Origin of the sequence: Rathayibacter sp. KR2-224, from assembly GCF_049446075.1 — a bacterium.
Lineage (GTDB): Bacteria > Actinomycetota > Actinomycetes > Actinomycetales > Microbacteriaceae > Humibacter.
Genome location: NZ_JBMSEB010000002.1, coordinates 537,620 through 549,255, shown reverse-complemented (window position 1 = coordinate 549,255; position 11,636 = coordinate 537,620). Strand labels below are relative to the sequence as shown.

The window sequence follows — 11,636 nt, the reverse complement described above, 5'->3', positions numbered from 1 at the left end:
CCTCCCTCGAAGGCTGGTGTGTGGTCAGAGACCACCAGCATCAAGGGAGGCCCGCCCCATACGACGGAGCGACCCAGGGTGGGGAATTTCGGCGAGCAGAAGTGGGGAATTTCAGTGAGCGCCGTCAGGAAGAAGATCCGCATCGTGTTGTCTGTGCTGCAGGGCGAGATCTCGATCGCTGAAGCGGCCCGCCACGAGAAGGTATCCGAGCAGGCGATCGGGAACTGGAAGCGCCAGTTCCTTGAGGGCGGCAAAGCGGGGATCGAGGCGGGCAAGTCCAAGCCTTCGACCCGTGAGCAGCAGCTGGAGGACGAGGTCGCCGAGCTCACGACCGCGTTGGGTGAGGCTGCGGTTGAGATCCGGGTGTGGAAGAAGAGCGCGGAGGGCAGATTGGGCCCTTCGAGGACCTCGAGGTGATCCGCCAGGACGCGGGCATGCCGACCGCGAGGTTCGTGAAGCTGATTGGCGTGCCCGAACGGTCGTATCGCCGCTGGCAAGCCAAAGCGAAGCAGGACCGCCCGCTGAAGGGCCCGTGGCCGCAGCCGTCACGTGTTGCGGTGCGTGACGTGGTGATCTCTCACGCGTCCGCGCATCCGGCGTGGGGGCATCGGAAGATCTGGGCGATGACTCGCCATGACGGGCACCTGGTCTCGCAGGCGACCGTGCTGCGACTGCTGCGTGAGGAGGGGCTGATTTTGCCGGCGCACTATCAGCGGGAACGACGCAAGCTCGCCGAGCGGCGCAAGGCCGCGTTCGCAAAGGAACCGACCGGCCCGAACCAGGTGTGGCAGCTGGACTTCTCCGAGTACGAGACCACCACCGGCGGGACGTGGCGGATCGCCGCGTGCCGGGACTACTGGTCCAAGTACGAGTTCGACGCGCACGTGTCTCCGACGGCGAACATGCACGACGCCGTCGAGGCCGTGCAGAAAGCGCTCGATGAGAACGAGCTTCTACTCGGCCACCCACTGATCGACGACGCGCCCGTGAACGTCGAGACCGGCGAGATCGAGCCGGTCGTGACGATCGTGACCGACAACGGTGGCCCGTTCCGGTCCTTCACGTTCGAGACGTTCATCACCGCGCACCCCGAGCTGCGGCACGTGCGCACGCGAGTGCGCACTCCCGGGCAGAACGGGTCACGAGAACGCGGCTTCGGTTCAATGAAGTACGAGTGGCTGTTCCGTGAAGAGATCGGCGACGCCCTCCAGCTTGTCGAGCACGTCAACGCCTACCGGCAGGACTACAACCACATCCGCCCGCACGAAGCGATCGCCTGGAACCGGCCAGCCGAGGTTCACGCCGGCCGAGCCGATCCCACCATCCCCAACTTCGAAATCGAAAAAACCCTGCCAACTACTTGACGCGGGACAGCATGACGGAGCATCGGCCAGCGCGAGTGTGGCCCGTAGGTGAGGCACGATTGCCGAGGCTTCCTGAGCGCTCGGCGTGGCCGCATTTTTGCCGCAATCGTACGAAAATCAATAGCGTCGAAGTCATCGGGAGCGGTTCAAAAACGTTGATAATCCGCAGGTTTCGTATGGCACGGCGCCGCTGCTTCATGTGTCTCTGGGGTTCGAATCCCACGCCCTCGGCCAAAGTTCGCTCCTATGCGCCCGGCGCCGCTGTGCTCTCCCGAATCACGAGGGTTGGCTCGATCGCTTGGTCCGTCGTGACTGCCCCGGGGTCGGATATCGTGCGCAGCAGGTGTTCGACGGCGATGCGTCCGATGTCGCGGAACGGCTGGGCGATCGTGGTCAATGGTGGAGAGCAGTACGCGGCCAGTGGGATGTCGTCCGATGTGACCGAGACATTCTCGGGCACCCGCCTGCCGTGTTCGACCAGCCCGCGAATGACCCCGAACGCCATTTCGTCACTGGCGACGAAGACCGCAGTTGCATCGGGCACCCTGGCAAGGATGAGGCCGTTGCGGTAGCCCGATGCCGCCGACCAGTCGCCGGGAAGCTCTGGGGGCGGGGTGATGCCGGCGACCGCGAGTTCAGTACGCCGCCCTCGGCGCGCGCTGCCTCCAACCACGTCTGGGGCCCCGCCACGTGCCAGACATTCTCGTGCCCGAGGTCGAGCAGATGGCGCGTGGCCAGCGTGCCGAGCGCCCCATGTCTGAGTTATGCGCGGCGCCGCAATAGGGTTTGAGCAGCCCCTTGCCGCCTGGAGATTCAATGACGACCATTCACGAACTGCTTGACCAGTACGAGTCGATGGCCCGGGACACCCGCGAGAAAGGGTTCCTGTTCGAGCGACTGATTGCCCAGTTCCTGCGCACCGACCCGGTGTACGCGGACCGGTGCGACGCTGTGTGGCTGTGGTCGGATTGGCCTGGCCGTGACGGGAAAGTGGACACGGGCATCGACCTCGTCGCACGGGAACGCGCCACTGGTGAACTGTGCGCTATCCAGTGCAAGTTCTACGCGCCGACGCACGTGCTGCAGAAGGCGGACATCGGCATCACTCTGAGCGGCATCCCGAACGAAGCGTACGAGTACATGCTCGGCCCACGCTCCGCGCTCGAGTGGGTGATGCGCCAGTACCAGGTGACCGTCGACAAGGCGTCAGGAATCGTGAACGACCCGAACGATTGGGCCACCGAGCATGACGAGCCGGACTACATCCTGAACCTCGTTCGACGTGCGGTCACCGTCAGCGTGGAAACGGTCCGCATCGTGAAATCCCTGCCGCCGCTGCGCACCGCGGAGGAGCAGTGACGCCTACGCCGCAACTCGCCGGCCTGCTCGATGAGGTTCGAGCGCGTGGATGGGTCTCGGTGCAGATGCCGTTCGAGAGTCTGACGGTTCAGACCGCGGACATCGGCTGGTTGGTCGTACCTGTCCGTCGTGGCAGCAGCGAGGTCAGTGTCCTGCGGCCGACATCTGCCGATGACGCGCCGAAACGGTCGTTGAGCGCAAAATACGGAACGGGCGCGCAACCGCTGCACACCGATGGTGCGCACTTGCGTCATGTGCCAGACATCGTCGCGCTGTACTCCGAGACCCGGAACCTCACGCCCACGCTGGTGTGGCGGCCAACTGAGAGTCTCCCCGAATCAGTCCATGAGGGTGTCTTCACAGTCGACGGCGGCCGCGGAAGATTCTACGCCTCGGCGTGGACGGAATCCGGTTACCGCTATGACCCCGGGTGCATGACGCCGGCGGATTCGCGAGCGCGGGAAGCCGCGGAGTTCTTCGAAGAAGCAAGAGCGGACGCTGTGGAACACAGGTGGGAGACGCCAGGCACGCTCCTCCTGTTCGACAACCGTGCGGTACTGCATGCAAGAGCTGCCGTCGTCGAGAATGATGGAAACCGTGAGATTCGCCGCGTCGCATTCCGGCGAAAGGAGGCATTCCGGCGATGAGCGCACCGTATGACCACGAAGCCTTATGGACCAAGGCGAAGCTGTTTATCGACCGGGCAATGGATGACTCCTCTGCACGCGATTTCGATGAGCGAGCATTTTGGGCCGCCACTTCTCTAGAGCTCCTCGCCAAGGCTGCGCTCGCGAAGTATTCTCCGCTGCTGATAGCCGAGCCCACAGAGGATGGTCTCAACATCCTCATCGCTAGCGGCCTCGTAGCGGGACAGGCCCGGTTCTCAACCGTCATGGCTAAGACGCTCTGGAAACGCTGCCAGAAAGCGTTCAAGCCGTTCAGTGAGGACCAGGCGAAGCTCATTGCCGCCGGACGCAACGAGTACCTGCATGGTGGTGAGTCCGGGTTCGGCCCGCTGCCGGAAGACATTTGGTGGCAGAAATATTGGGCTCAAGCGGTCATCCTCGTGACGGCACTCGACAAGGACGTCTCTCAGTTCGTCGGGTACCCGCGTTTTCAGACCGTCGAGGACTACCTGGATAAGAACGCCCGTGGCCTCGAGCATCAATACAGTGTGTTGGTTGAGCGGGCAAAACAGCGTCTCCTGCAACGGGCGTCTGGGCGGATGACAGCCGACGTCGAAAGAGAACTCAGCGACCCCAGGCCGCTTACGGCCAGCATGGTGCACAGCGCAGCGGCCGAGTGTCCGGCTTGCGGCGAGGTCGGGGTAATCGAAGGCGACGAGGTAATTGACACCAGGTGGGAGCCATCGCGAGTCTTTCATCCCAACCGGGACAACGATTTCGGTTACGACATCATCGTCACGCTTTCAGTGAACTCGGAATACTTCAGTTGCAGCAATTGTCGGTTGGTCCTGAACCGATTCGAACTGATTGACATAAGCGACTTGCCAAACGACTTCGAAACTCCCGGCGACGTCGACGACATCGACATTGAGGCGGAGTACGGCAACGACTGAGCGATAACTGCGCCAACAACTGTTCGTGCCGGGCCAGCCGCCTCCTCCCTGGTGGCGGCAAAGAATCCGATTTCTCTCGCTACGCTCGTCCCATGGGTGAGGTGCTGCAGTTCGGTGACGGCCGCCGACGCGATGCGCTTATTTTGTGGTTACGGGACGAGCTCGCGGCAACAGGCAGCGTCTCCCAACGGCTCGGCGAGGTCACCGTTTCGATGGAGGAGTGGCGGAAAGCCGCTCGGGCCACAGGGCGCGAGCTCGGCCGTCCCGTGCAGACGCTCGCGGGAGCCGATGCGGTGCACGCGGTTCTCACGGACTGGCCGCGGGATGACCGGGAACGCGCCATCCACATGGAGGCTCTGAAAGCCGCGATGCACGGCGCCACGTTGGGAGTCGAATCGCGGAAGCCTGGCCGGTCAATCGAAGAGACCGGGTCGACGGTGTGCGACTCCTTCGGGCTCGTCGAAGTCAGCAGCCGCTGAGTCGAGCCGCACTCTTAGGGTTCGAGCTCTCGCGGTGGCACCGGAATAGTTTTCGTTCGCGCTTGGACAACCGCGAGCGTCGGATGTTCGGGCACACCGGGAATTCCCCACGGTTCCACGCTCACACCATCCCCGTCGAGACGGGTCGTGGACACAATCGTGAACGGCATGTCGTTCTCGGCGGTGAAGTGCGTTTTCCGGCCGGCGCCGGCTCCAGCGCGTATCGCTGCGAGATGGCCGGCGCCATCCGCCACCTGCAGATTCGGGTGATAGTAGGACACCGCGCCGAGCCGGAGACGGGTTCCGAAGAGCGTGAATCGCCAGTCGAAGTGAGTTACCACGACCTGTCCGCCCTTGGTGAGCATGTCCTCGAGACCATCGGATTCTTCACCGGTCAAGGTCGCGCTGTACCCGGTGACTCCGAGCGGCACGAGCACGGCGCGCCCTTCCAGTATTCGGCGAATCACACGAGTCCAGATTCGGTCGATGACGCCCGTTTCACCGTCGGGGAACGCGAACTCAACGTTGAGCTCGCGTTCGATGAAAGCGAGGTCGTCTACGAAACTGGCGACCCCGGCGTCCGGCGATCGCAATGCGGTGTCCGTGAGAACCATCTTCATCGTGCGGCCGTCAAGTTCAATCTCCACCGTTGAGGCGTTGTCGAAGGTCGAAACGAACTGGTGAGCGCGTGCAGCGCTTCTGCCGGACTGGCCGGCCATGTTGAAGTTCACCTGCGAGGTCATCTCGTCTTGGGTGCCGGAGAACCGCCACACTTGGGTGAGACCTCCAGGGAAACTCATCTCCAGGCTCACGCCGTTGGTTCCGCTGCCGACGTGGCTGGCGACTCCGGAAATCTCGTCGAGGACCTGCCCGTCCGCGTCGCGAGTGGTCATGTAGACGTTGTGGCCGGCGAGGTCACTGGGCGGGGCGATGAGCTCGAGCTCCCCGCCGGTCGATTCCGTGGCTATCCACGGTGCGCCCTTGATTGCGAAGCGGCGCACGACGTTTGATGGAAGGACGACCCGCGCGGATGTCCCGTAGTTGAGTTTGTCGAGGAACGCTTGGCGGAGGGCTTCATCGTCGGAAGCGAAGGTCAGTTCGGTGGTCAGCGTGAGCGGCTCCCGCTCGGCGGCGTCAGGGCGTTTAGCGTACAGCGCATGCGTTTCGACCCCGTCCTGGACGGAGATGTTGACGCCCCAGTACGGGCTCAGGGCGCTCCCCAGGGGCTGTGGCCCGGCGGACTTCGGCTGCAACGTCCGTCGCAGTGGCGGGCACGGCTTGTTCACGGCGGACAATCGCGAGCGCGGACCGTGCGGCGTCGCGGGTGAACATGTCGTGAAGGTCAGGATGTTTGGCCAGGAGGCCGTCCAGTTCCGCTCGGCCCATGAAGCGCACGATGACGTTGTGGGTGCCTTTCAACGCCGAGACTGACTTGCGTTCCTGAACGGTTCCGTTGCCGGGAATGACGAGTGTCCACGTGCGCGGGTTGAGCTTCATCGCCTCGTTGAACGAGTTCTTTATCTGGGGCCACCGGCTCTTCCGGTGGCCTCCGGAAAACCCTTCAGGGAAGTGCTTCAGCTGGAAGATGCGGATGAGCTCGGCGGTCTTCTTCACCCGGACGTCCACGTCGATTCCGCCGTCCCCGCCGCGCCCGTCAATCGCTCGCGCGCACAGTCCTGGCTCCGCTTCTGCTTCGCGCACGAGAAGCGCCTCGACGAGCCGTTCGAAGTCGTCACGGGAGCAGGTGCTCCAGTCGAACACGGAGCCAGGGGAAGCCATGCCGTCAGGGTAACGGCGCCTTTAGACGGAGTTCGTGTACCGGCCGCGCGAGCCGAAGCGTTGTCCCTCAGACGGGGAGTATGAGGTTGGAACCTCCGTCGTCCGTCAACGGGGGCGACTTCGTGAAACGTGAGCTGTTGCGCTTGCGCGAGTCCGGCTCTGACGGCTTCGTCAATCATGGCCTGGTCGGCGGTCGTCTTCGGGTCAAGCCACCAGGCCCACATCTCCGGCGGCGGGAGGATGACCGTTCCCGGTCGTGGATGTCCGCGTGTGTGAATGGAATCTGAGGTGAAGATGGTGACCGTGAGATGCCATCCGTCGTCTCCGGTGGTGCCGGGATCACGCCCGCAGCGAAGGCATCACGCAGAAACCGATCTGGCGCGAGCCCGTGCGAACGCATCGCGCGATAGCCCCGGCTTCAGGCTACTACGAGTGGCAGAAAGTCGGGTCGAAGAAGACTCCGTCCTTCATCCACGACGCACCCTACCAGGAGTAGAGCGCGGCCATCCCGATGTACGGGTCCGCTTCGGTGTGCAAGGACCTGGGCATCTCGAAGACCGCGATGCAGGTGTGGGTGCGCGATGACCGGTTCCGATCGCATGAGATGACGCCCACGGCGGACCCGGACGAGCGCCGTGAGATGGACGGCGGCGCTCAAGCGGATCAGGGAGCTCGAGATGGAGAATGAGGTGCTGCGGCGGGCGGCGGCGTATCTCTGTCAGGCGCATATCGTGCCCTAAAATGATTTACCCGCTCGTCCGTGAGATGGTTGCGGCCGGCGCCTCTGTCAGGGTACCGGTCGTGGTGGCGTGCCGGGTGCTCAGGTTCTCCGAGCGGGCGTATTACGAGTGGCTCAAACAGCCCGTCAGCGCGCGTGAGGCCGAGCAGGCGCACCTGGTCCGGGTGTTGCGGGAATTGCACGAGGACGATCCCGAGGGCGGGTACGGGGTCCTTACCGATGATCTCGCCATGCCGGCTACGACGTGTCGGAGTGGCGGGTGTGGCGGCTGTGCCATCTCGCGGGCATCCAGTCCACGATCAGCACCCGGAAGTGTTGCTACCGGAAAGCGGGCCCGCCGGTGCACGACGACCTCGCGAAACGGGACTTCACCGCCCAGAGACCGAACCAGCTGTGGGTCACGGACATCACCGAGGACTTGATTGACTGCGATGGGTGGCGCGCCGTGGCCGCGTTTTGGCCGCATCCGAATCAGAACCGACACGATCCGCCTGATCGAGGAGCGTCACAGATCCCCTAGATTCCGAGGTTTTCAGGGCTGTCACGGCGGGCAATCAGGCTGGATCGAGAGTTCAAATCCCTCCGTCTCCGCATAGTAAATATGCTGGTCAGAGGCCTTTTCTGGTTGTCCAATCTGGACCAAACCCACAAAGGCCCACAGTTCGCCCTGTAGGTGGTTCCACGCGCCGAACACCAACTGCGCGCGGTCGACCGCGTCACCGATCTGCCGAAACACGTCTCGGTGCGGGCCGAGTCGCGTGACGCTCCAAGATGGCGGTAGCGGAGTGCTGCTGGTGGCCCGAGGAAGCATGTTCCTCAACGTCCAGTCGAACAGTCCCGACGAACTGGATGGACGCCGTCACCGGCACGAGGTGGCGGAATCGTGGCGGACGCTTGTGCGCGTGGACGCTGCACAGGAAGGTCTGCTCGGAGGCAACTGGGATCTGCTGCCGCGCCCGGAGAAGTACAGCCAAAGGACCCTACAGCCTCCTCTACCCCGTGCTTCCCCTTCGCGAAGGGCAGGACCCGGCAGATTTGGCAACGCAATACGTGGAGACCGACCCCGCATTCACCAAGCCGCGGATAAGGGTTTAAGGCTTATGGGCTGACATGTGTATTCCGTGTCACCGATGGGGAACGCGTTGCTCGCTTTCCAACTATTCGATGATCGCTCGGCATCGCTGTGGAACCTTTGCCAGCGATGAATTGATCGCGGTGAGAAACAAATTACTGGACGCTGACGATTGGGAAGCGCCAAGCTGTGGCTACCACTTAGGGGTTGCAAAAAGAGGGGAACCGCGATGAGTGCAGAGACCACTGGTCCGGAGCGGCCTGACGTCTTTCGCGGGTTCGTCAGGCGACATCCATTGGTCTGCTTCTTCGTTCTCGCCTACGCCATTGCATGGCTGATCGAGATACCAATGGATCTCTCGGCATCGGGTGTTTTAGCGTTGGCACTGTCGAAACGCGATCTGGCGTTCGGCATCATATTGGCTACCTTCGCCCCGACGGCTGCCGCGTTCATCATGACCGCCCTGGTGGATGGGCGCAACGGCGTCGTTCGGCTGTTACGCAGATACGTTCAGTGGCGCGCTGGCATTCAGTGGTACCTGTTCGTACTCGTCGGAATCCCCATCATCATCCTGCTCGGTACAATCGTCGTACCCGGAGCCATCGCCTCATTCCAACCGGAGATCGCGCCATTCGTCGTCGGGTACCCGCTGGCGTTCGCGACAACCTTCTTTCTCGGCGGCCCGTTCGGTGAAGAACCGGGCTGGCGCGGCTTCGCGCTTCCCCGTATGCAACGCAAGAGCGGCCCGTTGCTTGGTGCCGTATTCCTTGGCATGCTCTGGTCGTTCTGGCACTTTCCCTTATTCTTCAGCGGAGTATGGACACCTCCCACGCTGGCGAACATGATCATGTTCGTCGGAATGACCACCGCGCTCACCATCATCATGGTCTGGGTCTTCAATCACGTGGGCGGCAGCCTGCTCATCATGATGCTGATGCACGCCTCGTTTAACACCTTCGCGAATCGCGTGTCAGGCCTCTTCCCCGCCCCGATCTTCAATGACTACGGGTTGCTCCCCGTGTTGATCGGATTCGGTGGCACAGCAATCGTGCTCGTCGTCATCACTCGTGGCCAGTTGGGGTACGAATCGAAAGCGGCAAGGCGGTTCGCCGAGGCCAACGTTCTCACTGGGGAGTCGGCCGCATAACACGGTCGAAGATTCTGGAGACGCGCCCGTGACAGTTGTTGTCAGCTCTAACGTTGAAGGACGTGAGGCACTCCTGGGCAATATAGTGGCCGACGGAGTTGGTACGGCGGTCGGCGGTGTCGTGTGTTACGGCACAGCGGAACGCGGAATGAGTGAACCCGTCGCGCTCGAAGTTGGTATTCCCGGCTCTGGTTCGCTCGGCGGCAGGAACGAGGCGAACACGTGGAGCAGGCTCTGCGGGGCGTTCGGGGCGAAGATCACCTCGAGGCTCTGCGCCGATTCGTGGTCGGACGCCGCGGATCTGGGGAAGAGGTCAGTCCCGTAGCTATTCAAAGCCCTTCGATGTCGCCGGGGTCTTCGGTGACAGCGCGGGCAAGGTCGGCGCTGTCGAACATGGCGGGGTTGTCAGCTGAGAAGAGCCGCGAGCAGGAACAACACAAAGGCGAGGATCGCGGCAGAGCTGCGGAAGACGTCGATGAGCGCCGATCGCCTGATCACAGCAATCCAATCGGCGGGCGGTGAGTCTGGATCCCGCAGCAGACCCATTCCTGAACGCGGTTGCGGACGACTTCACGACGGCCGCTGTTCCCACTACGGGTGGTGCCACGGCGACCGTGTTCAGCAACGACACGAACAACGGCGCCGCTTTCGCACCCGCCGACGTCACTGCCACGCTCGTCAATGATGGCGGAGTAACTGGAGCCAGCATCGGAGCAGACGGCGCCATCGTCATTCCGGCCGGGACGGCCGCGGGGAGCTACACCCTCACCTACCAGATCTGCCGTGCAGCGACCGCCTCTATCTGTGACACGGCCTCGGCCAAGGTGCTGGTCCAGGTACCCGCCAGCACTGCGCCGGTCGGCTCGGTCAGCACGTCGGGCGGGGCAAGTTCGAGCGCTGTTCTGGCCGAGAGCGGCAGCGACACCGCACCGAATCTCCTTGCTGCGGCCGGCCTCCTCGTGCTGGGACTGCTCACTATTGCTCTCAAACCGATGTTGCGCCGTCATCAGAGCTAACACGGTGCTGCGATCGATCAGACTGCTCGCTCGCAAACCGTCGATCCCCGGCCCCCGCCAGTGCGCTCTTCGTATCGCGGTTGCTCACTCATCGCCTCTGTTTCTCAATCGCAGAACAACCTTCTGTTGGACTTCTAGGTGCCTGCGTTCCTAGGTTGGACGGGGATGCCGAACGGCTTCACGACGAGCACGAAGGAACACAGTTATGCAGCAGCGCACCATCGGCGATCGGTCAGTATCTGCAATCGGCCTCGGGGGCATGCCCATGTCGATCGAGGGTCGTCCCGACGCGGACCGATCCATTGCCACGATCCACGCTGCGCTGGACTCGGGAGTCACCCTGATCGACACCGCAGACGCGTACCACCGGGACGCCGGTGAGGTCGGGCACAACGAGGAGCTGATTGCGCGCGCCCTGCGCGAATACGGCAGCGGGACCGACGACGTTCTCGTCGCGACCAAGGGCGGCCACCTTCGTCCGGGAGATGGCTCGTGGACCCGCAACGGGGATCCCGAATACCTCAAACGTGCCGCAAAGGAGTCCGCGCGACGTTTGGGTGTCGAGGCGATCGGCTTGTACCAGTTCCATCGTCCCGACCCGAACGTTGCATACGCCGACTCGGTGGGCGCGCTCCGCGACCTTCTAGACGACGGCGTCATTCTGATGGCCGGTATCTCGAATGCCGATGTGTCCCAGATCGACGAGGCGCGCGAGGTGCTCGGCGGGCGCCTGGTGTCGGTGCAGAATCAGTTCTCGCCCGCGTTCCGTTCCAGTCAGGGTGAACTCGAGCACTGCGCCGAGCTCGGTATCGCGTTCCTGCCGTGGAGCCCTTTGGGCGGCATTGCGAACGCCAAGGAGCTCGCGGGGAAGCACAGCGCCTTGCAGCAGGTCGCCGCCGAGGTAGGGGCGAGCGTTTATCAGGTCACGCTGGCTTGGGAGCTGGCGCTCGCGCCGGTCGTCATCCCGATCCCCGGTGCATCCCGTCCCGAGAGCATTCGCGATTCGGCCCGAGCCGCCGAACTCGAGCTGACCGCCGAGCAGGTCGCCCGGCTGTCTGCCTGACCGGGCAGAAAGGCTCGCAGCAGGATCCGACCGACTCGC

13 protein-coding genes and 1 pseudogene are annotated in these 11,636 nt (G+C 63.3%); 11 read left to right on the top strand and 3 right to left on the bottom strand.

Features of this window, described 5'->3' with window-relative positions:
- Both ACO2Q7_RS14970 and ACO2Q7_RS14965 read left to right on the top strand, forming a co-directional pair.
- A partial coding sequence (locus tag ACO2Q7_RS14970; protein WP_423356498.1) for a transposase occupies positions 1-417 on the top strand: 417 nt, incomplete at its 5' end.
- Complete coding sequence (locus ACO2Q7_RS14965; RefSeq protein ID WP_423356497.1) at positions 414-1,364, top strand: transposase; 951 nt, start codon at positions 414-416, stop codon at positions 1,362-1,364. The genes ACO2Q7_RS14970 and ACO2Q7_RS14965, both read left to right, overlap by 4 nt.
- Before the next feature lie 244 nt (positions 1,365-1,608).
- Here the strand turns inward: ACO2Q7_RS14965 and ACO2Q7_RS14960 are convergent, their stop codons facing one another.
- A complete protein-coding gene (locus tag ACO2Q7_RS14960; RefSeq protein WP_423356496.1) occupies positions 1,609-2,037 on the bottom strand; it encodes a substrate-binding domain-containing protein in 429 nt (142 codons plus the stop codon).
- A gap of 143 nt (positions 2,038-2,180) precedes the next feature.
- Between ACO2Q7_RS14960 and ACO2Q7_RS14955 the strand changes: the two genes are divergently transcribed.
- The 4 genes from ACO2Q7_RS14955 to ACO2Q7_RS14940 all read left to right on the top strand — a co-directional run bounded on the left by ACO2Q7_RS14955 (position 2,181) and on the right by ACO2Q7_RS14940 (position 4,781).
- Positions 2,181-2,723, top strand: a complete 543-nt coding sequence (locus tag ACO2Q7_RS14955; protein ID WP_423356495.1) for a type ISP restriction/modification enzyme — start codon at positions 2,181-2,183, stop codon at positions 2,721-2,723.
- A gap of 254 nt (positions 2,724-2,977) precedes the next feature.
- Entirely contained in the window at positions 2,978-3,370 is a 393-nt protein-coding gene (locus ACO2Q7_RS14950) for a TauD/TfdA family dioxygenase (protein WP_423356494.1), read from the top strand.
- On the top strand, positions 3,367-4,302 hold the full coding sequence (locus ACO2Q7_RS14945; RefSeq protein WP_423356493.1) for a hypothetical protein: 936 nt from the start codon (positions 3,367-3,369) through the stop codon (positions 4,300-4,302). Before ACO2Q7_RS14950 ends, ACO2Q7_RS14945 begins: the two co-directional genes overlap by 4 nt.
- Before the next feature lie 92 nt (positions 4,303-4,394).
- Positions 4,395-4,781, top strand: a complete 387-nt coding sequence (locus tag ACO2Q7_RS14940) for a hypothetical protein (protein WP_423356492.1) — start codon at positions 4,395-4,397, stop codon at positions 4,779-4,781.
- Between the two features lie 14 nt (positions 4,782-4,795).
- Here ACO2Q7_RS14940 and ACO2Q7_RS14935 read toward each other — a convergent pair whose 3' ends face one another.
- Together ACO2Q7_RS14935 and ACO2Q7_RS14930 are read right to left on the bottom strand one after the other, a co-directional pair.
- Positions 4,796-6,034, bottom strand: a complete 1,239-nt coding sequence (locus tag ACO2Q7_RS14935) for a hypothetical protein (protein ID WP_423356491.1) — start codon at positions 6,032-6,034, stop codon at positions 4,796-4,798.
- Positions 5,925-6,560: a hypothetical protein gene (locus tag ACO2Q7_RS14930; RefSeq protein ID WP_423356490.1), complete on the bottom strand. Its 636-nt coding sequence runs from the start codon at positions 6,558-6,560 to the stop codon at positions 5,925-5,927. The genes ACO2Q7_RS14935 and ACO2Q7_RS14930 overlap by 110 nt, the downstream gene beginning before the upstream one ends.
- A gap of 313 nt (positions 6,561-6,873) precedes the next feature.
- Here ACO2Q7_RS14930 and ACO2Q7_RS14925 point away from each other — a divergent pair, with 313 nt between their 5' ends.
- The 5 genes and pseudogenes from ACO2Q7_RS14925 to ACO2Q7_RS14905 all read left to right on the top strand — a co-directional run bounded on the left by ACO2Q7_RS14925 (position 6,874) and on the right by ACO2Q7_RS14905 (position 11,597).
- The gene (locus ACO2Q7_RS14925) at positions 6,874-7,056 is read left to right on the top strand and encodes an SOS response-associated peptidase family protein (protein WP_423356516.1); all 183 of its coding nucleotides are present in this window, start codon (positions 6,874-6,876) and stop codon (positions 7,054-7,056) included.
- A gap of 33 nt (positions 7,057-7,089) precedes the next feature.
- Positions 7,090-7,714: pseudogene (locus tag ACO2Q7_RS14920) on the top strand (IS3 family transposase); the annotation flags it as partial.
- Between the two features lie 886 nt (positions 7,715-8,600).
- On the top strand, positions 8,601-9,518 hold the full coding sequence (locus ACO2Q7_RS14915) for a CPBP family intramembrane glutamic endopeptidase (RefSeq protein WP_423356489.1): 918 nt from the start codon (positions 8,601-8,603) through the stop codon (positions 9,516-9,518).
- 518 nt (positions 9,519-10,036) lie between these two features.
- Positions 10,037-10,534 carry a hypothetical protein gene (locus tag ACO2Q7_RS14910; protein ID WP_423356488.1) on the top strand — a complete coding sequence of 166 codons (498 nt, stop codon included), beginning with the start codon at positions 10,037-10,039 and terminating at the stop codon, positions 10,532-10,534.
- Between the two features lie 205 nt (positions 10,535-10,739).
- Positions 10,740-11,597, top strand: a complete 858-nt coding sequence (locus tag ACO2Q7_RS14905; protein ID WP_423356487.1) for an aldo/keto reductase — start codon at positions 10,740-10,742, stop codon at positions 11,595-11,597.
- The last annotated feature ends 39 nt before the right edge of the window (positions 11,598-11,636 follow it).